19 protein-coding genes are annotated in these 22,961 nt (G+C 72.9%); 7 read left to right on the plus strand and 12 right to left on the minus strand.

Annotated elements, in window-relative coordinates; translation table 11 throughout:
• Positions 1–124: 124 nt before the first annotated feature.
• The 3 genes from ACK8GG_RS00410 to ACK8GG_RS00420 all read left to right on the plus strand — a co-directional run bounded on the left by ACK8GG_RS00410 (position 125) and on the right by ACK8GG_RS00420 (position 3,841).
• Complete coding sequence (locus ACK8GG_RS00410) at positions 125–1,252, plus strand: PP2C family protein-serine/threonine phosphatase (RefSeq protein WP_440354522.1); 1,128 nt, start codon at positions 125–127, stop codon at positions 1,250–1,252.
• 223 nt (positions 1,253–1,475) lie between these two features.
• Positions 1,476–3,329 (plus strand): acyl-CoA dehydrogenase, encoded by a 1,854-nt coding sequence (locus tag ACK8GG_RS00415; RefSeq protein ID WP_440351390.1) that lies wholly within the window; start codon positions 1,476–1,478, stop codon positions 3,327–3,329.
• A gap of 242 nt (positions 3,330–3,571) precedes the next feature.
• Complete coding sequence (locus ACK8GG_RS00420) at positions 3,572–3,841, plus strand: DUF6458 family protein (RefSeq protein WP_440351391.1); 270 nt, start codon at positions 3,572–3,574, stop codon at positions 3,839–3,841.
• A 230-nt stretch (positions 3,842–4,071) separates the two neighbouring features.
• Here the strand turns inward: ACK8GG_RS00420 and ACK8GG_RS00425 are convergent, their stop codons facing one another.
• Entirely contained in the window at positions 4,072–4,602 is a 531-nt protein-coding gene (locus tag ACK8GG_RS00425) for a SixA phosphatase family protein (RefSeq protein WP_440351392.1), read from the minus strand.
• A 116-nt stretch (positions 4,603–4,718) separates the two neighbouring features.
• Between ACK8GG_RS00425 and ACK8GG_RS00430 the strand changes: the two genes are divergently transcribed.
• Complete coding sequence (locus tag ACK8GG_RS00430; RefSeq protein WP_440354520.1) at positions 4,719–4,991, plus strand: DUF6458 family protein; 273 nt, start codon at positions 4,719–4,721, stop codon at positions 4,989–4,991.
• A gap of 73 nt (positions 4,992–5,064) precedes the next feature.
• On the opposite strand, the gene trhA is transcribed toward ACK8GG_RS00430, so the two are convergent.
• Complete coding sequence (trhA, locus tag ACK8GG_RS00435) at positions 5,065–5,742, minus strand: PAQR family membrane homeostasis protein TrhA (RefSeq protein ID WP_440351394.1); 678 nt, start codon at positions 5,740–5,742, stop codon at positions 5,065–5,067.
• Positions 5,743–5,839: 97 nt separating this feature from the next.
• On the opposite strand from trhA, the gene ACK8GG_RS00440 reads away from it, so the two are divergent.
• A complete protein-coding gene (locus ACK8GG_RS00440; protein WP_440355252.1) occupies positions 5,840–6,589 on the plus strand; it encodes a LamB/YcsF family protein in 750 nt (249 codons plus the stop codon).
• Between the two features lie 125 nt (positions 6,590–6,714).
• On the opposite strand, the gene ACK8GG_RS00445 is transcribed toward ACK8GG_RS00440, so the two are convergent.
• The 8 genes from ACK8GG_RS00445 to ACK8GG_RS00480 form a co-directional block, all read right to left on the minus strand.
• Positions 6,715–8,541 (minus strand): NHL domain-containing thioredoxin family protein, encoded by a 1,827-nt coding sequence (locus ACK8GG_RS00445; RefSeq protein WP_440354518.1) that lies wholly within the window; start codon positions 8,539–8,541, stop codon positions 6,715–6,717.
• A gap of 160 nt (positions 8,542–8,701) precedes the next feature.
• Positions 8,702–11,326 carry a hypothetical protein gene (locus ACK8GG_RS00450; RefSeq protein ID WP_440355253.1) on the minus strand — a complete coding sequence of 875 codons (2,625 nt, stop codon included), beginning with the start codon at positions 11,324–11,326 and terminating at the stop codon, positions 8,702–8,704.
• 334 nt (positions 11,327–11,660) lie between these two features.
• Positions 11,661–11,798, minus strand: a complete 138-nt coding sequence (locus ACK8GG_RS00455; RefSeq protein ID WP_440351398.1) for a hypothetical protein — start codon at positions 11,796–11,798, stop codon at positions 11,661–11,663.
• A 275-nt stretch (positions 11,799–12,073) separates the two neighbouring features.
• Positions 12,074–13,486 (minus strand): dihydrolipoamide acetyltransferase family protein, encoded by a 1,413-nt coding sequence (locus tag ACK8GG_RS00460; RefSeq protein ID WP_440355254.1) that lies wholly within the window; start codon positions 13,484–13,486, stop codon positions 12,074–12,076.
• A gap of 5 nt (positions 13,487–13,491) precedes the next feature.
• The gene (locus tag ACK8GG_RS00465; protein ID WP_440351399.1) at positions 13,492–14,481 is read right to left on the minus strand and encodes an alpha-ketoacid dehydrogenase subunit beta; all 990 of its coding nucleotides are present in this window, start codon (positions 14,479–14,481) and stop codon (positions 13,492–13,494) included.
• Positions 14,481–15,662: a pyruvate dehydrogenase (acetyl-transferring) E1 component subunit alpha gene (pdhA, locus tag ACK8GG_RS00470; protein ID WP_440351400.1), complete on the minus strand. Its 1,182-nt coding sequence runs from the start codon at positions 15,660–15,662 to the stop codon at positions 14,481–14,483. Before pdhA ends, ACK8GG_RS00465 begins: the two co-directional genes overlap by 1 nt.
• A 589-nt stretch (positions 15,663–16,251) precedes the next feature.
• On the minus strand, positions 16,252–16,995 hold the full coding sequence (locus ACK8GG_RS00475; RefSeq protein ID WP_440355255.1) for a hypothetical protein: 744 nt from the start codon (positions 16,993–16,995) through the stop codon (positions 16,252–16,254).
• 121 nt (positions 16,996–17,116) lie between these two features.
• On the minus strand, positions 17,117–17,809 hold the full coding sequence (locus ACK8GG_RS00480) for an NUDIX hydrolase (protein WP_440355669.1): 693 nt from the start codon (positions 17,807–17,809) through the stop codon (positions 17,117–17,119).
• 74 nt (positions 17,810–17,883) lie between these two features.
• On the opposite strand from ACK8GG_RS00480, the gene ACK8GG_RS00485 reads away from it, so the two are divergent.
• Positions 17,884–18,978, plus strand: coding sequence for an SPFH domain-containing protein (locus ACK8GG_RS00485; protein WP_440351402.1), 1,095 nt, complete (start codon positions 17,884–17,886; stop codon positions 18,976–18,978).
• Complete coding sequence (locus tag ACK8GG_RS00490; RefSeq protein ID WP_440355256.1) at positions 18,975–19,913, plus strand: NAD(+)/NADH kinase; 939 nt, start codon at positions 18,975–18,977, stop codon at positions 19,911–19,913. Before ACK8GG_RS00485 ends, ACK8GG_RS00490 begins: the two co-directional genes overlap by 4 nt.
• A gap of 78 nt (positions 19,914–19,991) precedes the next feature.
• Here the strand turns inward: ACK8GG_RS00490 and ACK8GG_RS00495 are convergent, their stop codons facing one another.
• On the minus strand, positions 19,992–21,209 hold the full coding sequence (locus ACK8GG_RS00495) for a hypothetical protein (RefSeq protein WP_440355257.1): 1,218 nt from the start codon (positions 21,207–21,209) through the stop codon (positions 19,992–19,994).
• A 54-nt stretch (positions 21,210–21,263) separates the two neighbouring features.
• On the minus strand, positions 21,264–22,961 hold the full coding sequence (locus tag ACK8GG_RS00500; RefSeq protein ID WP_440351405.1) for a GTPase: 1,698 nt from the start codon (positions 22,959–22,961) through the stop codon (positions 21,264–21,266).

A 22,961-nucleotide genomic window follows, 5' to 3' on the forward strand; every position in this document is an offset into this window, starting at 1 on the left:
GCGCGGTGCGCGTGGGCCCCGGCCGGTGATGTCCGGGCGCGGGTCGTCGTGGCGGGCGCACCGTGTGGACAGAACTGCCTCGGACGACGGGCCAGGTTGGTGCGTTCGGCCGGTTTCGTCAGGCATGCTGGTCGGCGTACCCATGCAATCGCTGCCGTCGGGCCGTAGCCCGTTGAGTCGTGGATCCCGCGCCGGACTCGGCGCGGCCGTTGTCCTGCTCGCAATCGTCCTGATGATCGATATCGCGGACGGCTCGGAGGGCCGCTACACCCCCCTGATGCTGGTCGCCCCGATGTTGGCGGCGGCGCTGGCGCACTGGCGGACGGTGGTCGCGTCGGGGGTCGTCGCGCTGGCGGCGATTGTTGCCTGCCTGTTCGTGCAGGACCGGGTGAACGTCACCGACGGGGTGACGATGGCCGGCATCCTCCTCGCCACCGGGGTCTCCGCGCTGGTGGCGCACCTCTACCAGCGGCAGTCCGAGCACCTCGCCGAACTCTCCAAGCTCGCCTCGGTCGCGCAGCAGGCGGTGCTGCGCCCGATCGGCCCGCAGGTCGGTGGCCTGGCGGTGGCGGCACGCTACATCTCCTCGACCGCCACGGCCCAGATCGGCGGCGACCTGTACGAGGCGATCGACACCCCGTTCGGCGCCCGCATGATCATCGGTGACGTCCGGGGCAAGGGGCTGGACGCGGTCCGGCTGGCGAGCATCGTGCTCGGGTCGTACCGGCATGTGGCTTTCGAACGGGCGGACCTGCGCGCGATCGTGGCGGACCTGGACCGGGCCGTCGCCCGCAACGTCGGCGACGAGGACTTCGTCACCGCGGCGTTGCTGGAGGAGCGGGGCGGGACGCTGACCATCGTCAACTGTGGGCATCCGGCGCCGCTGCTGCTGCGCCGAGGTCAGGTGATTCCGTTGGATCCGCCGGCGCCCGCGCCGCCGCTGGGTTTCATGCCGGTGGCGCGTCCGCGGGTGGAGCGGTTGGAGCCGGGTGACCGGCTGCTGCTCTTCACCGACGGGCTCGGCGAGGCCCGCCGGGAGGGGGAGTTCTTCCCCATCGCGGAGCGGGCGTGGCGGCTGCTCGGCCACGGCACGGTCGCCGACGGGCTCGCCTCGCTGGAGGCGGCGCTGGTGGAGTGGGTGCAGGGGCACCTGGACGACGACATCGCGCTGGTGCTGCTGGAGTACGCCGGCGCCCGGTTGGAGGCGGCGCTCGCCCTGCCGAGCTGGGAGGTCGGCGCGACCGAGGGCTGATCCGGCCGCGCGGGCCCTCACCGACCGGCCGCTGCGTGGTGCAGGGGAAATGTTGCGGGCTGTGAGCGGTGAATTCCTTCGATAAGGGAATTCGGGCTGCGCATGGTGCGAAAACCTTGTGTTCCGGGTCACTTTCCGGACCGGCTTGTTTGGTTTTACCGACGAGTAATACAGTCTGGGTTACTGATCGGTAACACCTGTCCGGGAAGCGGGGCCTGCAAGCATGACCCACTACAAGAGCAACCTTCGAGACACCGAGTTCAACCTCTTCGAGGTCTTCGGAGTGGATCAAGTCATCGGCCAGGGTCCGTTCGCGGAACTCGATGTCGACACGGCTCGTTCTTTCCTGGTCGAGATGGAGCGCCTGGCCCGCGAGGACCTCGCCGCCAGCTACGTCGACGGCGACCGCAACCCGCCGGTCTTCGACCCCGCCACCTTCACCGCGCCGCTGCCCGAGTCGTTCAAGAAGTCCTTCCGGGCCTTCATGGACTCGGAGTTCTGGCGCCTGGACCTGCCGCCGGAGCTGGGCGGCACCAACGCCCCGCGCGCCTTCTGGTGGGCTCTGGCCGAGATGGTGCTCGGCGCCAACGCCCCGATCTGGATGTACGCCTCCGGCCCGTCCTTCGCCCACGTGCTGCACACCGAGGGCACCGACGAGCAGAAGCGCTGGTCCGAGCTCTTCGTCGAGAAGCAGTGGGGCTCGACGATGGTGCTGACCGAGCCGGACGCCGGCTCCGACGTCGGCGCCGGCCGCGCCCGGGCCATCCCGCAGCCGGACGGCTCGTGGCACATCGAGGGCGTGAAGCGCTTCATCACCTCGGGTGAGCACGACCTCTCGGACAACATCATCCACTACGTGCTGGCCCGTCCGGTCGGCGTCGAGGGTGTCGGCGGCCCGGGCACCAAGGGCCTGTCGCTCTTCATCGTGCCGAAGTTCCACTTCGACGGCGAGACCGGTGAGCTGGGCGAGCGCAACGGCGTCTACGCCACCAACGTCGAGCACAAGATGGGCCTGAAGGTCTCCAACACCTGCGAGCTGACCTTCGGCGAGCACGGCATCCCGGCCAAGGGCTGGCTGCTCGGTGAGAAGCACGACGGCATCCGCCAGATGTTCATGATCATCGAGTACGCTCGGATGCTGGTCGGCACCAAGGCCATCGCCACCCTCTCCACCGGTTACCTCAACGCCCTCGAGTACGCGAAGAACCGCGTCCAGGGCGCGGACATGACCGCCACCGACAAGAACGCGCCGCGGGTCACCATCACCAACCACCCGGACGTCCGCCGCTCGCTGATGCTCCAGAAGGCGTACTCCGAGGGCCTGCGCGCCCTGGTGATCTACACCGCCTCCTGGCAGGACAAGGTCTCGCTCGCCGAGGCCGCCGGCGACGAGAAGGCCATCAAGGTGGCGAAGCGGGTCAACGACCTGCTGCTGCCGCTGGTCAAGGGCGTCGGCTCCGAGCGGGCGTACGAGCTGCTCGGTCACGAGGCGCTGCAGACCTACGGCGGCTCCGGCTTCCTGCAGGACTACCCGCTGGAGCAGTACGTCCGCGACGCGAAGATCGACACCCTCTACGAGGGCACCACCGCGATCCAGAGCCTCGACCTGCTCTTCCGCAAGATCGTCAAGGACAACGCCAAGGCCCTGATGGTCCTCGCCGACGAGGTCAAGTCCTTCATCGGCGCCGAGGCCGGCAACGGCCAGCTCAAGGCCGAGCGGGAGGCCCTCGGCAAGGCCCTCGGCGAGGTCGAGAAGATCCTCGGCGTGCTGCTCACCTGGCTGACCGAGGCGCAGGGTGGCGACACCCGGGCGCTGTACAAGGTCGGCCTGAGCAGCCGGCGCTTCCTGCTGGCCCTCGGCGACGTGGTCGTCGGCTGGCTGCTGCAGCGCCAGGCCCAGGTCGCGCTCGACGCGCTGGCCGGTGAGGTCTCCGCGGCGGACAAGAACTTCTACACCGGCAAGGTGGCCGCCGCCCGCTTCTTCGCCCGCGAGGTGCTGCCCCGCATCGGCTCGGACCGCCGGATCATCGAGGGCACCGACCTCGACGTGATGGACCTCCCGGAGGAAGCGTTCTGATCCAACGCGGATCATGAGGGATCCGACCGATCAGGGATCCTGAACCGGACACGGCGACGGCCGGCGAGCTTTGCTCGCCGGCCGTCGCTCGTTGCGCCCAGTGCCCACGTCCGTACGTCTGTCCTCCGCGTCCTGCCGCCGGTGGCGGAATTCGGCGGCGGGGCGGGGTTCAGGCGGGCCTGGCGGGGAAATCCCGGCGTCAGGGCAAGCCCAGAGCCACCGCACGGGGGAGTGCAGCGCACATGGGCGTTGGAAGCGGCATTTTTCTGATAGCGATCGGCGCGATCCTGACGTTCGCTCTCCGGGCGAACGTCTGGTGGGTCGACCTGCGCGCCGTCGGCTGGGTTTTCATCCTGGCCGGGCTCGCCGTCCTGCTCACCACACTCTGGTTCTGGCAGGACCGCCGTAAACGGGCACGAACCCTCATCGTGGAGGAGAACCGGCTCTCGCATCCCACCGCGATGATGCCGCCGCCGCCCGACCCGCCGCCGCCGACAGGGCCGCCGGACTGAGGCCGTACGCGACGCAGGCGCGGAACGCCGTGCCCGCGTCTGGGGCAGGCCCGGAACGTCCTGCCCGCGACCCGTCTGGCACCCGCGCCCAGCACCCGCAACTTCCCCGAAATCGCCGCCTCGCCGTTAACCGTGGGCCGCGACTTCGGGGAAGTTGCTCTGTGGGTACCGGGCGCTGCCGCTACTTCGGGGTAGTTGCCGGGTGGGGACGTTGTGGGTGGGAGCCGTGTTCAGGTGACCGGCGGCTGGTGTCGTTCGGTGACCGGGGCGCTGCCGGGGCTCAGCTTCGCCCACTGGGTGGTCACCTCGTGCACCGCGATGCCGCTGGGCGGCAACTCCCCGCCGGTGTCCGACGCGAGCAGCGCGGAAAGCCGCGAGATCTGCGGGTTGTGGCCGACCACCAGAACGGTCCGGGCGTCGGGCGCGGCCCCCCGGACCAAGTCGAGCAGTTCGTCGGCCGGGTCGCGGTAGACGGCCGGCTCGTAGCGGATCACCGGCGCCGGGATCTGCTCGTCGGTGCCGCCGTCGGCGACCGCCGAGGCCACGTCGTGCCAGGTCTGGCGGGTGCGGCGGGCCGGTGAGCAGATCACTTCGTCGGGGAGCCGGCGCTTGCCGGCCAGCCAGCTGCCGGCCGCGGCGGCTTCCGCGTGCCCTCGCGGGCTGAGCGGGCGATCCAGGTCGGCCGGGGTGCCGGTGGGCGCTTCTGCCGTGGCATGGCGGAGCAGCACCAGGACCCGCGGCGGGAACTCGTCATCACTCATGTACCCAGCGTGCCTGATTGAGAACAGAAGCGCTGGGGTATGTCGATGTGTGCCGCAACCTCATCCGTGGCCGCGGCGGTTGGAACAACGCCAGCTCAAGCCAAGGAGGGCGAAAAGTGGGCATCGGTGGCAGCATTTTCCTGATCGCGGTGGGCGCGATTCTCGCGTTCGCTGTGGAAGCCGAACTCGGCTGGCTCAGCGTCAGCACCGTCGGGTGGGTGCTCATGCTGGCCGGTCTGGTCGGGCTGATCCTCACCATGTGGTTCTGGCAGAGCCGGCGCCGGGCAGTGGTCACCACGGCCGCTCCGGCGCAGCGCGCCGTGCCGGTCCAGGACGACCGGGTGGTCGAGGAGTACCGGGAGGTCCGCCGCCCCGGCACCGGCGTGTGACCTCAGCTTCACCCGATCGGGACTCCGCGACCGCGGGGTCCCGATCGGCGTGTTCGGGGCCGGATCCGGCGGGTCAGGCGTAGATGGCGAAGTAGATGGCGATGTGGTGGCAGATCGCGGCGAGCAGCGTGCAGGCGTGGAAGAACTCGTGGTGGCCGAAGACGGCGGGCCACGGGTTGGGCTTGCGCAGCGCGTAGAAGACCGCGCCGACGCTGTAGATCACGCCGCCGACGGCGAGCAGCACCAGCACGGTCACGCCGCCGTTGTGGCCGATGTCCGGCAGCACGGCGACCGCGACCCAGCCCAGCGCCAGATAGAGCGGCGCGCCGACCCAGCGCGGCGCGTGCGGCCAGATCACCTTGAGCAGTACGCCGGCGAACGCGCCGCTCCAGACGATCCAGAGCAGCATGGTGCCGAGTCCGTCGGGCAGGAGCAGCACGCACAACGGCGTGTAGGTCCCCGCGATGAACACGAAGATCATCGAGTGGTCCATGCGGCGCATGAGCTGATAGCCCCGCTCAGACCAGACCCGGCGGTGGTACAGCGCGCTGGTGCCGAAGAGCCCGCAGACCGTCACGCTGTAGATGAGGCAGCTCACCAGGGGCGCCCAGCCGGGGCGGGTCGCCGCGAGCGAGCAGAGTACGACCCCGGCGGCCAGCGCCACGAAGAACGCGTACAGGTGCAGCCAGCCGCGCATCCGTGGCTTGCCGATGTCGACCGGCTTCAAGCGCAAGGGAGCGGAGGTAGTCACCAGATCAGATTAAGGGCTGGCGGTGGGCTGTGCGCAGGGGCCTTGGTCCTTCCGTCATGTGCTCACCACGGCGTCACTGCGCGGATACGTTCGTGCCATGGACCTGAATGCGGATGTCGGCGAGAGTTTCGGACTGTGGCGCCTCGGTGACGACGACGAACTCCTCGACCTGATCACCTCGGCGAACGTGGCCTGCGGCTTCCACGCCGGTGACGCGATGACGATGCGTCAGGTCTGCACCGCATCGGCGGCACGCGGAGTCGCCGTCGGCGCCCTGGTCGGCTACCGGGACCTGGCCGGCTTCGGCCGCCGCCGCATCGAGTACGACTTCGCCGAGCTGCGCGACGAGGTGCTGTATCAGATCGGGGCGCTGGAGGCCTTCTGCCGGGTCACCGGCGTGCGGCTCAACCACGTCAAGCCGTACGGGGCGCTGTACCGGACCGCTGCGGTGGACGAGGTGCAGGCGGCCGCGGTGGTCGCCGCGATCAGCGAGTACGCCCCGCAGCTCGGGGTGCTCTGCGCTCCCGGGTCGGTGCTGGCCCAGCTCGCCACCGGCGCCGGACTGCGGCCCGTGGCCGAGGGGTTCGTGCAGCGGGCGTACCTGCCGACCGGGCAGCTCGTGGCGCGGGAGAGCCCGGGCGCGGTGATCACCGACCCGGAGGAGGTGGCGCGCCGGGCCGTCCGGATGGCGGCCGAGCATCAGGTCGTCGCGATCGACGGGACCGTCGTGCCCTGTCCGGTGGAGTCCCTCTGCCTGCAGAGCGACATCCCCGGCACGGTCCGGGTGGCGACCCTGGTCCGTGCCGCGCTGACCGATGCCGGGCTGACGCCGGTCGCGTTCGCCTGAACGACCGCGGCCGCCGCTGTGCCGCCCGGTGGCCGCTGTGCCGCCCGGTGGCCGCTGTGCCATCGGGGCGGCCGCTGTGCCGCCCGGTTGGCTGCCGGCCGCCGAGCCGTCGGGGACGTTGCCGTTCAGGCGTCGAGGCCGCGCAGGATCAGCGGGAGGCGGGTCGCACCGTCGGCGCTGATTCGCACCGGTACGCCCCAGTCCTGCCGGGCGAGGTGACAGGCGCCGTGCTCGGTGTCGGCGTCGCAGGTGGCGGCCTGTGCGGTCACCTGGAGCACCCCGGCCGGCACGTCCGGGTTCACCCGCAGCGCCCGGCTCAGGTCGGTGCCGGTGCCGGCCCCGTCGAGCAGCAGCTCGGGTGGGGAGGCGGAGACCTCGAGCCGGGTGGCGGGGCCGAAGGTGGCGTCGAGCTTCCGCCCCGGCGCCGGGGTGAAGATCACGTCCAGGGTCAGCGGGCCCGCCGCGATCTCGGTCGCCGGGCGTTCGGTGCGGTGCCGGGTGCCGTCGACCGAGATCCCGGCCGCGGTGAGGGTGCCCGGCGCCAGCCGGGTGAGCCGGTGCCCGGCCGATTCGACGACCAGCACCCCGCCGTCGGCGGCGAGCACCACGTCGCTCGGCTCGGCGAGCCCGTCGGCGACCGTGGTTACCTCGTCGGTCGCCGGGTCGAAGCGCCGCAGCGCGCCGTTGTAGGTGTCGGCGATCAGCACCGAGCCGTCCGGCAGCGCGCAGACCCCGAGCGGATGCTGCAGCAGAGCCTCGCCGGCCGGGCCGTCGACGTGCCCGAAGTCGAAGAGCCCCTGGCCGACGGCGGTGTGCATCTGCCCGTCGGCGACGTACCGCACGGCGCTGGTCTCGCTGTCGGCGATCCAGAGCTGTTGCCCGTCGGCGGAGACGGAGAGCCCGGAGGGCTGCGCCATCCAGACCTGCTCCAGCGGGCCGTCGCGCAGCGACTCGACGGTGGTGCCGGCGTACATGCCGACGGTGCGCTTCACCGGGTCGAACCACCAGAGCTGGTGGATCCCGGCCATCGCGATGATCACCCGGTCGTCGTACCAGGCCAGGTCCCAGGGAGAGGAGAGGTCGGCGGCGAGGGCGTCGTGTGCGTGGTCGTCGACCGTGGAGCGCCACGGGTGGCCGCTGCCGGCGACGGTGGTCACCTCGCCGGTGCTCAGCTTCACCCCGCGCAGCAGGTGGTTGACCGTGTCGGCGACGACCAGGTCGTACCCGGCGATCTCGGCGGTGTGCTCGGGGAGCAGGCAGAGCCCCTGCGGTTCGGCGAAAGCGGCGACCGACGCCGGACCGTCGCCGCGCCCCCGGTCGCCCGTGCCGATGCGACGCCGGACCGTCTCACCGTCGCCGGCCAGCTCCACGATCGAGTGACGGGCCGAGTCGGAGACCAGAAACCCGTCGCCGTACGCGATGGCCTTGCCGGGAAAGCGCAGCGGGGTGACCGCTTCGGCGGGTGGGACGTACGGCCCCTCGCCCCGGTGTAGGGTGCCCTTCGCCTCATGGGTGGTGATCAGCTCGTCGATCAGCCGGGCCAGCCCGTCGGCGTGCCCTTCCCCGGCCATCGTCGCCACCACGTACCCCTCGGGGTCGATCACGACGAGCGTCGGCCAGGCGCGGGCAGCGTACTGCTGCCACATCTGTAGCTCCGGGTCGTCGAGCACCGGATGCGCGACGCCGTAGCGCTCGACGGCGGCGGCCAGCGCCGCCGGGTCCTTCTCGTGTTCGAACTTGGGCGAGTGCACACCGATCACGGCCAGCACGTCGCCGTAGCGCTCCTCCAGGGGGCGCAACTCGTCCAGCACGTGCAGGCAGTTGATGCAGCAGAAGGTCCAGAAATCGAGGATCACGATGCGTCCCCGCAGGTCCGCCAGGGTCAGATCCTTGCCGCCGGTGTTGAGCCAGCCGCGGCCCCGCAACTGCGGAGCCCGTACGCGTGCCGTCATGACCCCAGCCTACGGACGGTGCGGCGGTGCGGCAGCGCGGTGGTCCCGGCGAGGTCCACGGGGAAGGGCCCGGCGGGTGCGCCGGCAACGAGTGAGGCGCCCGACAGCGGCCCCGGCAGGGTGCCGGTCCGTCGGGCGCCTCACTCGGCGGGTCCGTGGATCAGCCGGCGTCCGGCTCCCCGAGGCAGAGCACCCGGCCGGCGCCCGTACCGGGGAGGAGGACCGTGGGCTGCGACGCGTCGGTGCAGTCGGTCTTGGCGTCGACCTTGGCGGTGACGACCTTCGCGCCCTCCTCGCCGCACGCCGCAGCGGCGGCGTCGGCGCCGTTCTGCTTGACGCAGGAACCGACCGCCGGGTCGAAGGCGGCGGATTTTTCGGCGGAGCGGCCGAGCTGGCCGACACCGAAGAGGACGCCGAAGGCCAGCGCCAGGATCATCGCGGCGGCGGCCACGATGAGCAGAATCGGCTTCACCACGCCCTTGCCGGCATCGGCCGGGGCTTCCTCGGCGGCCGGCTGCGTCACCTGCTGTTCCGGCTCGGCCGTCTGGGTGAAGCTGTTGAAGCGGTTCTGCTCCGGATCTGCCTCGTCCCAGGGTGCCGTGGTGCCGGCGGCCCCGTTGCCGGCCGCAGCGCCGTACGGCTCCTGCCCGCCGAAGCCCGTACCGGCCGGGCCGGACTGCTGCCGGTTCGGGAACCCCTGGCCGTTGAACCCCTGGTCGTCCGGGAACCGCTGGCTTTCCGGGAACCCCTGGTCGTCCGCGAATCGTTGGTCGTCCGCGAACCGCTTGTCGTCCGGGAAGCCCTGGTTTCCGGGGAATCCCTGCTCGGCGGGGAAGCGGTCCTCAGGGAAGCGCTGGTCGCCGGGGAACCCCTGACTGTCCGGGAAGCGGTCGTCCGGGAAGCGCTGGTCGTCCGGGAAGCGCTGGTCTGCCTGGCGCTCCGGCGAGTAGCCGGACTGCTCCCCCTGCCGGTCCGGCGAGTAGCCGGACCGGTCCGCGTCGTAGTCCCCGTTCGGGGCGTACGCCTGCTCGGAGTTCGACGCCGGACCGTGGTGGAGCTCCTGCTCCGCGCGCCGGTCGGCCTCGGGTGCGGGCCAGTAGTCGACGGTGCCGTGGGCGGCGTCGACCTGACCCGGGTCGTTGCCGTAGGGGGCCGGGGACTGCGGGTACGCCGGGGCGTCCTCGTCGTGCGCCGGTGCGCTCGGCGCCGAGTGCGGCTTGATCCCGTTGACCGGCCTGTCGCCGAAGGGCGAGTGGCCGTTGCCGAAGTCCGGCAGAGGAGCGGCGGTGGCCGGCCCGGCCGGTCCCCGGTCGTAGGCGTTGTTGTCGGACTGGTGGCCCTGGGGCTCAGCCTCCTCGACCTCCGGTTCCGGCTGCACCGGCCGGCCGTAGACGCGGGGCGCCGCGGCCGGGGCGGGCTGCACGATCTCCTCGGGCGCGATCCGGTTCGCCGTCGGCACCGAGGCGCTGGCCGATACCGCGGCCGAACCGCTTGCCGCCTCCGGCTGCTCGACCGGGCGCGCCTGCTCCGGCTCGCTCGTCGGGTACTGCTGCTCCGCGGGCTGCCGTGGCGCCGGGAGCCCGGAGGCCGGCTGAGATGCGTACGCCCAGGCGGGCTCCGCTCCACCCTCGCCCGGCCCGTCGTCCATCGGGGAGCGAGGCGCCGGCGGCGTGTACGGGGTGGGGTTGCGGTGCTCCGCGGGGGCGAAGTCGACATCAGCCGGTGGCGGCGGCGCGGCCGCCAGGCTGGCACCCGGAACCCGGGTCTCCTGCGGCGGTAGCGGCACGGCCCCCGAGGGGGAGATGCCGGGACCGGGGGCGGGCTGGTACGGCGCCGGTGCGGCACCCCACCCGGCACCGGCGGCCGGCGGTGCCGACTGCTCCCACGGTGCCGACTCCGCGGCGGCCGGCGGCGCGGGCTGTTCCCACGGTGCCGGTCCGGGCGTGGACGGCGCCGACTGCTCCCACGGCGCCGACTCCGCGGCGGCGGGTGCTGCGGAGTCCCAACGCGACGGTTCCGCGGCGGCGGGTGGTGCGGAGTCCCAGCGCGACGCTTCTGCGGCGGCGGGTGCCGCCGAGTCCCAACGCGACGGTTCCGCGGGCGGTGCCGAGTCCCAGCGCGCCGACTCGGCGGGCGGTGCCGAGTCCCAACGTGCCGACTCGGCGTTCGGTGCGGAGTCCCAGTGCGACTGTTCCGCGGCAGGCGGTGGTGCCGGCTGCCAGTGCGGCGCGTCAGCGGCCGGGGGTGCCGGCTGCCAGTGCGACGCCTCCGGGGCCGGTTCCGGCTGGGACTGCCCATTGGCGCCCCAGGCCTCCTGCGGGGACCACGGGGTTGCCTCCGGAGGGGCAGGCTGCGCCGGGGCGCTCTGCGCTTCGGCGCCGCGCCACGGCGGAGGGCCGGCCGGGCTCGATCCACCCGCGTAGGGGGCGGCGTCGACGAAGGACTGCTCCTGGCGCTGCTGCGGCGGGAACGACTGCGACGGCGGGGCGTACGACCCGGCGTCGGGAGGGAAGATGGCTCCCGGCACCGACGCGCTGGCGCGTACCGCACCGGGCTGGCCCTGCCGCGTGCCCGGCGTGGACCGGGCGGCGTTCTCCTGCGGTGACCAGCCGTTGCCGTCGCCGTCGCCGGGGTTCTGCGCTGCGGGCGGGGGCGCCCAGCCGAAGTCCGGGGTGGTAGTGGGGCGGCCCATCGGCGGACGGTCGCCGTACGGCGCTGATGTGCCGGTGCCCGGCGCGCCCTCGGTCGGCTCGTGGCCGGGGTGGTGCGGGCCCTCGGACGTCATGCGCGCGCCTCCTCCATCACATCTCGGTCCCCGGGGTACGGGACCGATGATCGGCGGGTGCCGACAATGCGGCAACTCCTGCCGTGGGTCCTCTCCGCACCGTGACCGGTCACTGCCTGTGGCACCCGGAGAGAATCTGTCGTCACCCGGCGTCGCGGATCGGTGTCGAGCGGTGTCTATCCGCCCGTGCTGCCCCGCTGCCGGCCGGGTGACGGCCGTGCACAACCGTACCGGGCGCTGCGCCGCCACGGAATGCCGGTCTCATTCATGCCCAAACGAAGATGACCCGCCGTCTGGCGGGTCATCGGAGAGAGAGACGGGAGCTGTCGACGGCTCAGCCGTAGTGACGCTGAGCAATCGCGAGGATCTCATCGCGTACGGCCGGCGAGTTCGCCGAGCGCAGCGCGCTCTCGATCGCGCGGGCGCGACGGTGGGCGGCACGGCGGTGGCGGTAGCGGTCGAGCATGTTCACTGTCTGACTCTTTCTATTCGGTTGTCCGTTGGGGTGATGCCACCATTAAACCAGACAGGGAGCCCTAATCTCCATCGATTCTAAGGTGAGCTGGGCCACCAGCCGAACAATCTCAGACAATCCCTCCTTGGGTCCCGTAAATCTTTCGGCCGTGCGCGGCGGGTGCCGCTTCGCGGGGGCGGTGACCGTACGTGGTGGGACGACTGCGGCCGGCGACCCTGGGAGTGATTCTCCCCGGGGCCACCGGCCGCCGCTGTCATCCTGCGCTGTGGCCGCTACGTCCAGGCCAGCAGCGCCGCCTCCGGATCGGTCAGGAAGACGCCGATGTCCCGCAGGAACTTCGACCCCAGCTCACCGTCGATGATGCGGTGGTCGAACGAGAGCGCCAGCGTGGTGACCTGCCGGGGGCAGACCTTGCCCTTGTGCACCCACGGCATCTCGCGGACCGCGCCGAAGGCCAGGATCGCCGACTCACCCGGCGGCAGGATCGGGGTGCCGGCATCGATGCCGAAGACACCGACATTGGTGATGGTCAGCGTCCCGCCCGTCATGTCCGCCGGGGTGGTGCGGCCGGCCTTCGCCGTCCGCACCAGGTCGTTGAGCGCCTGCGCCAGCTCGGACAGCGGCAACCTGCCCGCGTCCTTGATGTTCGGCACGATCAGCCCGCGATCGGTGGCCGCGGCGATGCCGAGATTGACGTAGTCCTTGACCACGATCTCGTCGCCGGCCCAAGTGGAGTTGACCATCGGATGCCGGCGGACCGCCAGCAGCACCGCCTTCGCCACCAGCAGCAGCGGCGAGACCCGTACGTCGGCCCACTCCGGGCGCAGGCGCAACCGCTTGAGCGCCTTCATCGACCGGGTGACGTCCACCGTCAGGAACTCGGTGACGTGCGGCGCGGTGAAGGCCGAGGCGACCATGTTCTCCGCGGTGAGGCGGCGTACCCCCTTCACCGGGATGCGCCGTTCGCGGTCCGGCCCGAACACGGCCGCGCTCCCCGCCGACACGGGCGGGACGCCCGCCGCGGCGGTGGCCACGGCCGGTGCCTGCGCCGCGGCCTGTACGTCGGCACGGGTGATCGACCCGGCGGGGCCGGAGCCGGCCAGTGCGGTCAGATCCACACCGAGGTCCCGGGCGAGCTTGCGTACCGGCGGCTTCGCCAGCACCGGCCGGGACGCGACCGGGCCCGCAACCGGCGGCGGGGCCGCCACCGGCGGGGTCACGGCAGCCGGTGGCGGTGGCGCGGTGACCGCTGCCGCTGCCGGAGCAGCCTGCGCCGGCACCGTGCCGTTGCCGCCGGCCGCGGGCGTGCTGCGCCGTGGCCGCCGCTGGACAGCCCCGGTACGTGGGCCGTAGCCGACCAGCACCGCCGTACGCCCGTTGCCGGCCGCACCCTCGGCCGGGCGCGCCGCGGCGGCCGGTTCGGGCTCGTCACCGGCGTCGGGCTGGGTGTCGATCGAGATGATCGGGGTGCCGACCTCGACCGTGTCGCCCTCGGCGCAGAAGATGGCGCGGACCCGGCCGGCCCACTTCGCCGGGATCTCCACGGCCGCCTTGGCCGTCTCCACCTCGACGATCGGCTGGTTGAGCTCGATCACCTCGCCGACCGAGACCAGCCACTTGAGAATTTCACCCTCGGTGAGTCCTTCACCGAGGTCGGGCAGGTTGAACTCCTTCATCCGCGACATCGGCGTCACCAGCCGAAGGTGCGGTCGACGGCGTCGAGCACCCGGTCCAGGTCCGGCAGGTACTCCTCTTCAAGCCGCGAGGCCGGGTAGGGGATGTCGTAGCCGGTAACCCGCAGCACCGGCGACTCCAGCGAGTAGAAGCACTCCTCGGTGATCCGCGCCGCGATCTCCGAACCGAGGCCCAGGTTGGACGGCGCCTCGTGCACCACCACACACCGCCCGGTACGCCGCACCGACTCGTACACCTCGGTCAGGTCCAGCGGTGAGATGGTGCGCAGGTCGATCACCTCCAGCTCGCGGCCGTCGGCGGCGGCGGCGTTCGCCGCGTCGAGGCAGGTGCGCACCATCGGCCCGTACGCCAGCACCGTGACGTGCGTGCCGGGGCGGACCACCTGGGCCGCGTGCAGCGGGTACGCCTCGGCGAGCGGGGCGTCCAGGTCGACCTGGCCCTTCTCCCAGTAGCGGCGCTTGGGCTCCATGAAGACGACCGGGTCGTCGGAGGCGATCGCCTGCCGGATCATGGTGTACGCGTCCTGCGGGTTCGCGCAGGAGACGACCTTCAGCCCGGGGGTGTGGGCGAAGTACGCCTCGGGTGACTCGGAGTGGTGCTCCACGGCGCCGATGCCGCCGCCGAAGGGGATCCGGATGACCATCGGCATCCGCACCTTCCCCTGCGAGCGGTACCGGAGCTTGGCGACCTGCGTGACGATCTGGTCGTACGCGGGGTAGACGAAGCCGTCGAACTGGATCTCGCAGACCGGCCGGTAGCCGCGGATGGCGAGGCCGACCGCGGTGCCGATGATGCCGGACTCGGCCAGCGGGGTGTCGATGACCCGCTTCTCGCCGAAGTCCTTCTGCAGCCCGTCGGTGATGCGGAAGACGCCGCCGAGCTTGCCGACGTCCTCGCCCATGATGACGACCTTCGGGTCGTCCTCCAGGGCCCGTCGCAGGCCGACGTTGAGCGCCTTGCCGAGGGTGAGCGTTTCGGTGGCCATCAGTGTGCGCTCCCCTCGAACGACTCCTCGTAGCGGACGAACCGTTCACGTTCGGCGTCGATCAGCGCCGATCCGTCGGCGTAGACGTTGTCGAACATCGTCACCGGCGCCGGGTCCGGCATGGCGAGCACCCGTTCGCGCAGGTGCACCGACTCGGCGCGGGCCTGCTCGTCGACCTCGGCGAAAAAGCCCTCGTCGGCGATCTGCTGCTTGGCGAGGAAGAGCTTCATCCGGTCGATCGGGTCCTTGGCCTGCCAGGCCTCGAGTTCCCCGGCCATCCGGTAGCGGGTCGGGTCGTCGGAGGTGGTGTGCGCGCCCATCCGGTACGTGTACGCCTCGATCAGGCTCGGCCCCTGGCCGTTGCGGGCGTTGTCCAGCGCGTGCCGGCTGACCGCATAGGTCGCGAGCACGTCGTTGCCGTCGACGCGTACGCCGGGGAAGCCGAAGCCCGCGGCCCGGCGGTAGAGCGGGATGCGGGTCTGGCGCTCCAGCGGCTCGGAGATCGCGTACTGGTTGTTCTGGCAGAAGAAGACCACCGGTGCGTTGAAGACGCTCGACCAGATGAACGCCTCGTTGACGTCGCCCTGTGAGGTGGCGCCGTCGCCGAAGTAGGCGATCACGGCCTCGCCGTCGTCGCCGCCGGTGCGACCGTCCATGGTGATGCCCATGGCGTACCCGGTGGCGTGCAGGGTCTGCGAGCCGATGACGATCGTGTAGATGCCGAACTTGAACTCGTTCGGGTCCCAGCCGCCCTGGTCCACGCCGCGGAAGAGTCCCAGCGGCATGATCGGGTCGATGCCGCGGCAGTAGAGGACGCCGTGCTCGCGGTAGGTCGGGAAGACCATGTCCTGGGTGCGCAGTGCCCGTCCGGAACCGACCTGGGCGGCCTCCTGGCCGAGCAGGCTGGCCCAGAGGCCGAGTTCGCCCTGGCGCTGCAGGGCGGTGGCCTCGGCGTCGAGGCGACGGACGAGGACGAGGTCACGGTAGAGGCCGCGGTACTCCTCGTCGGTGAAGTCAACGCGGTACTCGGTGCCGTCCGGGCCGGTGGCGCACTCCAGGCGCTCGCCGTCGGGCGTGAGTAGCTGTACGAGGTCCGGGTCCGCGGCCGTGTTGCCCGGCTGCTTGGTCCGGGGTGCGGCCCGCTTGCCGCGGGGGGTGGCCCCGGGGTCGCCCTTTGCCATCCGTGTCTCCCTGTTCTCTGTTCGCGCCGACGCCGAGGGTCGCCCGACCGCGCGAGGGGGTACGCCGGCTCGGCCTGTGCCAGGCCGGCTGGGGTGCCGTCCGCGATCGCCCCGGTCGGGGGTGCCTCGCGGCGTGATCCGGATTCCGTGCGGAGCCCGGCTCGGGGAGCGCCCGGCGTCAGCTCGGCCTGCCTCGGGGTGACGGGCAGGCCGCGGCTGGTGCCGTTGCCCTCATCTTGGCAGAGAGGGTGAGCAGGCCCACACCTCATCCTGGCTGCCGGACCCGTAACCCGTCCAGGTTGGGGCGGTTTATCCATTTAGCGGGGTGCTTTCGGCGGCCGATTGCCGCGACACGCGCGCAGATCCCACACGTGGAGCCGTGCCTGGGTCACCCTGATATGTCTGAGATGTGCTGATTGGCGGTGGCTGTCAGTCGGAAGTGGACCGAGGGAAGGTGCGTACCGGTGTCGGAGCACGGCGAGCGACAACCACCGCCGCTGACCGGACGACACCGTCCGGTGCAGTTCGCCGGCGACCGCCGGCTTGTGGGGGCGCACCGCGCGCAGGGGCTCAACGGTTCACCACGGGGCTATCTCTTCACCGTGGCGTTGCTCGCCGGCACGGCGTCGATGCCGATCCTCGCCGCGATCAGCGCCGGATCGGCGACCGTCGGCAAGACCGCCACCACGAACGGCGCCGGAGTCTTCATGCCGCCACCCTCCGCCGGCCCGGTGGTCGTGCCCGCTCCGGAAGCCGGGCCGCCCGTGGTGACCGTCCAGCCCGCACCCGAGCGGTCGGACCCGGTGGCGGTGCCGCAGCCGGCGCCCGCCCCGGTCTCCTCGCGGAGCCGGCCCGGCCCGCCGGAGCGCGGATCGACCGAGACCGGCGAGCCCGCCCGGTCCCACCGGCCACGCCCCTCGACCCCCACCGTGCGTCCGGCGCCGAGCCCGTCGCGCCCCGCGCCGGCGCCGAGCCCCACGCCGAGCCCGACTCCGAGCCCGTCGCCCTCGCCGAGTCCGTCCCCCTCGACCGGCCCCGCGCCGAGCCCGTCGGAGCCGTCAGAGCCGTCAGAGCCGGCCGACCCGTCAGAGCCGGTGGAGCCGACCGGTACGGCGTCGGTTCCGGCCACGCCCGGGGAGCCGGCGCCGAGCGAGCCGGTCCCGAGCGGGCCGGCGCCGAGTGAGTCCGCGCCGTCGACGACGACGGCTCCGGTACGGCCGGCCCCTACGCCGAGCCCCGCCCCGCGGCCGTCGCCCTCGGGTGAGCTGACTGCCTCGGCGAGCCCCGAGGCGCCGATCCGGTCGCTGACGCTGCGGCCCGTGCCGACGCCCACCGGGCTGCGCTGGATACTCGCCCCGGCCGCGGGCTGACCGCGCCGGCGCACCCGGCGCTGCCGGTATGCCCGGAGCCCTCCGTGGTTTCTCCGATCGCGACCGGTGGGTGCGCGGGACGCGCTACGGGGTTGAGCCGGGGCGCAGCATCGGCGGGTGCAGCAGGTTCGCGGCGCCGCGGCGGAAAAGCTGCGCCGGGCGTCCCCGGTCACCCTCGGTGCTGCGGCCGGCGGCCTCGAGGAAACCGGGGGTGCCGGTGACCTTGCGGTGGAAGTTGCGCGGGTCCAGCTCGACACCCCAGACCGTCTCGTAGACCGTGCGCAGCTGCCCGACGGTGAACTCCGGCGGACAGAACGCGGTGGCCAGCGGCGTGTACTCCAGCTTTGCCCGGGCGCGCTCCAGGCCGTCGGCGAGGATCCGGTCGTGGTCGAAGGCGAGCTGTCCAGGGTGGATCCGGGCGACCGGCCACCACTGCGCCGAGGCCGCGTCGGAGCCGGCGACCGGGGTGGGCAGGTCCGGCAGCAGCGCCAGGTAGGCGACGGTCACCACCCGGGTCCGCGGGTCGCGCCCCGGCGTGCCGTACGTGCGCAGCTGCTCCAGGTGCCCGGCGGGTTCCGGTAGGCCGGTCTCCTCCAGCAGTTCGCGGGCGGCGGCGTCGGGCAGGTCCTCGTCGGGCTCGACGAAGCCACCGGGCAACGCCCAGCGCCCCTGGTAGGGCGCGATGCCGCGGCGGACCAGCAGGACGTTGAGGTCGTCGGCGCGGACGGTCAGCACGACCAGGTCCACGGTGACCGCCAGGGAGGGCCACTCGGCCATCTTTATCACCACCTTGACGATAAGCTACCATCTGTTTTATCGTCCTCGTGACGAAAAACAAGGAGGCACCTCTCATGGCCGACGTGACCAAGCGACTCTTCCTGCGGCACCTGCGCGGCACCCCCACCACCTGGGTCCGCCACCACATCGCCGGCAAGGTCCGGCGGGAGGGGATCGGCCAGTCATTCTGGTACCGGCCCCTCACCGCCGTGCTCAGCGAGGTGCCGGTCGACGACCGCGAGCTGCCGCTGCTCTTCCACGCCCACACCCGCGACTTCGCCGACGTCACCGTGCAGGCGACGGTGACGTACCGGGTGGTCGACCCGGCGCTGGCGGCGGCCCGGCTGGACTTCTCTATCGACCCGGCCAAGGGCGTGCCGCGGGCCCGGCCGCTGGACCAGGTCGCGACCCTGCTGGCCGAACTCGCCCAGCAGCCCGCCCTCGACCTGCTCGCCGGCCTCTCGCTCGCCGAGGCGCTCACCGGCATCACCCCGGTCCGCGAGGCGGTCTCCACCACCCTGCAGAACGAGCCCCGGCTCACCGAGATCGGCGTGGCCGTGGTCAGTGCCCGGGTGGTCGCCATCCGCCCCGAACCGGAGCTGGAACGGGCCCTGCAGACCCCCACCCGGGAGGCCGTGCAGGTCGAGTCGGACCGCGCCACCTTCGCCCGCCGCGCCCAGGCGGTCGAGCAGGAACGCGGCATCGCCGAGAACGAACTCCAGAACAAGATCGAGTTGGCCCGGCGGGAGGAGCAGCTCGTCAGCCAGCACGGCGCCAACGAGCACCGCCGCGCCGAACTGGAGGCCGCCGCCCGGCTCGTCGTGGCGCAGGGCGAGGCGCAACGGGAGACGGTGGGGACCACCGCCGCCGCCGAGCGCGCCCGGCTGGTCGCCGCCGCGCAGGCGGACAAGGAGCGGATCCTCGCCGCCGCCGAGGCCGACAAGGAGCGGGCGCTGGCCGACGCCCGTGCCGAGGGCGTACGCGTGGTCGGCCTCGCCGAGGCCGAGACCGAGGCCGCCAAGCTCGCCGCGTACGCGGCGGTCCCCGCCGACGTGCTGCGGGCCCTGGCGCTGAAGGAGCTCGCCGGAAAGCTGCCGGAGATCGGTCAGCTCACCGTCACCCCGGACGTCGTCACCGACCTGCTCACCCGGCTGGCCCCGGCCCGATGAGTGCCACCCTCGCCCCCCGCGTCGTCGTGGTGAGCCGTCACAGCGAGCTCGACGAGCTGCTGGTGCGCCACGGCACGCGGGCGGCGGCCGGCTACTACCTGCGCCAGCGGGGCCGGGACCTCGACGAGGTGCTGGCCCGGCACGAACTGCTCCAGGCGGCGCTGACAACCGTCGGCGCCGCAGTCCCACCCGACTGGCGGCGTGGGCACGTCGACCGCGACGACCTGCCCCGGTTCCTCTTCGGACCCGAGGACATCATCGTCGCCGTGGGACCGGACGGGCTCGTGGCCAACGTCGCGAAGTACCTCGACCGCCAGCCGGTGATCGGCGTCGACCCGGAGCCCGGCCGCAACGCCGGGATCCTGGTGCGCTTCCCCGCCACCGCGGTGGCCCGGCTGCTGCCGGCCGTCGCCGCCGGCAAGGCCGCCACCGAGGCCCGCACCATGGTCCGCGCCGTCCTCGACGACGGCCAGGAGCTGGTCGGCCTCAACGAGGTGTACGTCGGCCACAGCTCCCACCAGTCCGCCCGCTACCTGCTCGACATCACCGGCGAAGCCGGCGCCGGCCGGGAGCGGCACTCCTCCTCCGGCGTGGTGATCGGCACCGGCACCGGCGCGACCGGCTGGTGCGCCTCGATCGCACGAGGACTGGCCAGCGCGCCCCCGCTGCCGCGCGCCGGTGAGCTGGCGCTGAGCTGGTTCGTCCGGGAGGCGTGGCCCTCACCGGTCACCGGCGCCGAGCTGACCTGCGGCCGGCTCGGCGCTACCGGCCGGCTGGAGCTGACCGCCGAATCCGACGGACTGGTGGCCTTCGCCGACGGTCTGGAGAGCGACCGGCTGACCCTGAGCTGGGGGCAGCGGATCGCCCTCACCGTCGCCCCGCGCCGACTGCGCCTGGTCGTTCCCGACCAGCGCGGGCCGGCCGCCGGGCGGTAGTGACGACCCGCCGGCGTTCGTGACGGTACGTCGGGCGTTGACGGCCCGTCGGGCGTTCGTGACGGTCCGCCGAACGGTTCAGCTTTCGTCGCCGAGGCGCTCCCGGTTCGCGGCCAGCCAGCTCTCCAGCGCCTGCGGGTCGTCCGGGTCGATGCCGTCGGCCATCAGCTGGGCGACCGCGGCGGTGGCCGGGCTGCGCCGCTCGCCGGTGGTGTAGAGGCGGGCGAACTCCGGCACGATCTCCTCGATCGCCTCGTCGGTCTGCGCGGCAGCGGCGGGCGGCAGCCCCCGGCGGCGGGCGGCGTACGCGGCCCAGGCGCGCAGCACCCGCGGCAGCATCGCCGCGTCGTCGATGTCCAGCACCGCCCGGCGGTGCACCCAGTCCAGCAGGAAGAGCCCCGCCACCGCCGGGCTCCAGCGCAGCGGATCGGCGTCCGGGAAGCTCGCCGCGTGATCCAGCAGCAGGCTCAGGCAGAAGTGCAGGGAGGCGAGGTCGTCGCCGTCGATCTCGTGCAGCCCGAAGCGGGCGGCCTCCGGCGCGGCGAGGAAGGCGCGCAGCAGCTCGTCGCGCTGGTCGGCGTCGAGTGGCTGCCGGTCGACGGGCGTGGCCGCCGGCTCGGGAAGCAGCCGGAGCCGGGCGCCGGCCAGCGCGCGGTCGGTGGCGAGCGAGCCGCCGTCGGGCAGGGTGGCGATCTCGTCGGTGACAACCAGATGCCGCCCGACCTCGCCGCGCAGCCGGGCCGGATCCTCCCGGCGGAGCCAGGTCAGCTCGTCGCTGTCGCACATCTGCCGGACCTGGCCGAGGATCCGTTCGCCGGGACCGCCGACGAAGATGTCCTTGACGATGCCGATGTTGTGGTCGACCAGCGCCACCACCGCGTGCTCGGGTCCACCGAGCTCCGCGTCGTCGTAGGCGAAGGTCGCCAGGTACGAGGTCTGGTCGCCGTACACGTCGCCGTAGGCCCAGCAGCCGGTGAGGCGGACCCGGCCGAGCTGCCCCGCCCAGGCGGGCGCCGACGCGCCCGGCTTGACGGTGGCGGCGCCCTCGGCGTCGGGCACCAGCTCGGCGAAGATCCGCCGGATGATCAGCGCGGTGGCGCTGCGCCGGCGGGTGGTGGCGGCCAGGAAGCCGCCGACGAACTCGCGCAGCGCCCCCGCCCGGTCCTCGTCGGCGATCGCGTAGACGCTGCCCAGTAGTGCCGCGCCGAGCATCTCGGCGTCGAGGGCGCAGTCCAGGCGGGTCACGTCACGGGCGGCGTGCAGCACCGCCTCGTACGGGGTCTGTGGCGTGGACATGCCGCTGACCCTACGCCGGATCGGCGAGGGTCAACGCAGCCGGCGGATCCGGCGTCACCGCGGCTGCCCTGCCCGCTCGAGCGACTCGCGGGCCGCCGCGTACGACGCGAGCACCTCCCGGATCGGGGTGACGACGTACGCTTCGGCGACCTCGTCGACGGCGGCGGTGAGGCGTTGCTCGGCGCGCCGGGCGGCACGTCCCGCGGCCGCGGAGATCAAGGGTTTGACCAGCAGGGCGAGCAGCAGGCCGGCCAGCAGTCCGCCGAGCAGCAGCACGGTCGGCATCGGCACCACGCCGACCTGCGGATTGTCCAGCTCGGGCAGGCCCAGCACGCGCAGCAGGTAACCGAGAAGCAGCCAGGCCACGCCGGCGACCGCCGCGAGCGTCAAGAGCCACTGCAACCCGCCGACCAACCGCCACCAGAGCGGCCGCCGGTCCAGGCCGAGGTCGGTACGGGCGATCGCCCCGTCCAGCGCGTCCGGCAGGTCCGCCTCCCGCAGCCGGGCAGCGGAACGGGCGGCGGTGGGCCACGGCGCGGGGAGGCCGTCGGCGGCGCGTTCGGCGACCTCGCGTACGGCGAGTCCCACCGCCGACCGGGCGGCCGGGGCCGGCACCGGCACCGAGGTCGCCGCGACCAGGCTCTCCGCCCCGGCGGCCTGGTCGGCGTCGCGTTCGCCGCCGCCGGGCAGGTGCAGCCGGCGCAGCGGGTCCGGGCGCAGCCGGCGCCAGCTGCGCACCAGCGGCCAGCCCGTCGCCCCGGCGGCCCGGTGGCGGTAGGCCGACCGCACGGCGGCGGCCACCGTCGGCACCCCGGCGGAGCGCGCGAGGGCACGGACGAGTTCCCGGTGCGTGGCGTCGTCGAGGCGGGCGCCCGGTGGCGGCGCGGCGAAGACGTCGGCCAGGTCGGTCACCACGCCGTCGAGGTCGCCGGCGAGCTTGCGCAGCGCGGCCTGCCGTTCGGCGACAGTCTGCTCCAGCGTGGCGCGCAGCTCCAGCACCGCGTCCGGGTCGAGGGCCGAGGTGGTCAGCAGCGGCACGCCCGCCAGCCCGTCGGCGTCCAGGAGCCGGCGCAGGTCGGCCAGGACCTTCGGCAGTTCGGCGGGGGACAGCCGGTCGGCCTGGTTGAGCACGACGAGGGTGACGTCGCGGTGCCGGTGGAATTCGCGCAGGTAGCTGTCGTGCACCACCCGGTCGGCGTACTTCTGTGGGTCGACCACCCAGATGACCAGGTCGACCAGGGCCAGCAGCCGGTCCGCCTCCAGCCGGTGCGCCTGCTGCACGGAGTCGAAGTCGGGCAGGTCGAGCAGGATCAGGCCGTGCAGCGCCGACTCGTCGTCGGCGTCGAGTGGGCTCTCCCGGATGAAGCGGTGCCGGGGCAGCACGCCGATCCAGTCGAGGAGCTTGGTGGCGCCTTCCAGTGGCCCCCAGACACAGGCGTGGGCGACGCCGGTGGTGGGGCGGCGGACCCCGACCGGGGAGAGGTCCAGCCGGGCGACGGCGTTGAAGAGGCTGGATTTGCCGCTGCCGGTGGCGCCGGCGAGCGCGACGAGGGTGTGGTCACGGGAGAGTTCCAGCCGGGTGCCGGCACGTTCGACGAGGGTGCGCGCCGGGCCGAGCCGGTCGTCCGGCAGGTGGCCGTCGACGGCGTCCAGGAAGCGGCGCAGCGCGTCGAGCCGGGCCAGCAGCACGTCGGCGTCGACCGGCTGGTCCGCGCGCAGCCGGTTCCGCAGCCGGCCCACGATGTCGCTCAC

It is taken from the genome of Melissospora conviva (assembly GCF_049523535.1).
Lineage (GTDB): Bacteria > Actinomycetota > Actinomycetes > Mycobacteriales > Micromonosporaceae > Melissospora > Melissospora conviva.

Coding starts and splice junctions, on each gene's coding strand:
- ACK8GG_RS00440 (WP_440355252.1), top strand. CDS start 5,840: ATGGACCTGAATGCGGATGTCGGCGAGAGTTTCGGACTGTGGCGCCTC.
- ACK8GG_RS00450 (WP_440355253.1), bottom strand. CDS start 11,326: ATGACGTCCGAGGGCCCGCACCACCCCGGCCACGAGCCGACCGAGGGC.
- ACK8GG_RS00465 (WP_440351399.1), bottom strand. CDS start 14,481: ATGGCCACCGAAACGCTCACCCTCGGCAAGGCGCTCAACGTCGGCCTG.
- pdhA (WP_440351400.1), bottom strand. CDS start 15,662: ATGGCAAAGGGCGACCCCGGGGCCACCCCCCGCGGCAAGCGGGCCGCA.
- ACK8GG_RS00425 (WP_440351392.1), bottom strand. CDS start 4,602: ATGAGTGATGACGAGTTCCCGCCGCGGGTCCTGGTGCTGCTCCGCCAT.
- ACK8GG_RS00490 (WP_440355256.1), top strand. CDS start 18,975: ATGAGTGCCACCCTCGCCCCCCGCGTCGTCGTGGTGAGCCGTCACAGC.
- ACK8GG_RS00460 (WP_440355254.1), bottom strand. CDS start 13,486: ATGTCGCGGATGAAGGAGTTCAACCTGCCCGACCTCGGTGAAGGACTC.
- ACK8GG_RS00495 (WP_440355257.1), bottom strand. CDS start 21,209: ATGTCCACGCCACAGACCCCGTACGAGGCGGTGCTGCACGCCGCCCGT.
- ACK8GG_RS00445 (WP_440354518.1), bottom strand. CDS start 8,541: ATGACGGCACGCGTACGGGCTCCGCAGTTGCGGGGCCGCGGCTGGCTC.
- ACK8GG_RS00410 (WP_440354522.1), top strand. CDS start 125: ATGCTGGTCGGCGTACCCATGCAATCGCTGCCGTCGGGCCGTAGCCCG.
- ACK8GG_RS00485 (WP_440351402.1), top strand. CDS start 17,884: ATGGCCGACGTGACCAAGCGACTCTTCCTGCGGCACCTGCGCGGCACC.
- ACK8GG_RS00480 (WP_440355669.1), bottom strand. CDS start 17,809: ATGGCCGAGTGGCCCTCCCTGGCGGTCACCGTGGACCTGGTCGTGCTG.
- ACK8GG_RS00420 (WP_440351391.1), top strand. CDS start 3,572: ATGGGCGTTGGAAGCGGCATTTTTCTGATAGCGATCGGCGCGATCCTG.
- ACK8GG_RS00415 (WP_440351390.1), top strand. CDS start 1,476: ATGACCCACTACAAGAGCAACCTTCGAGACACCGAGTTCAACCTCTTC.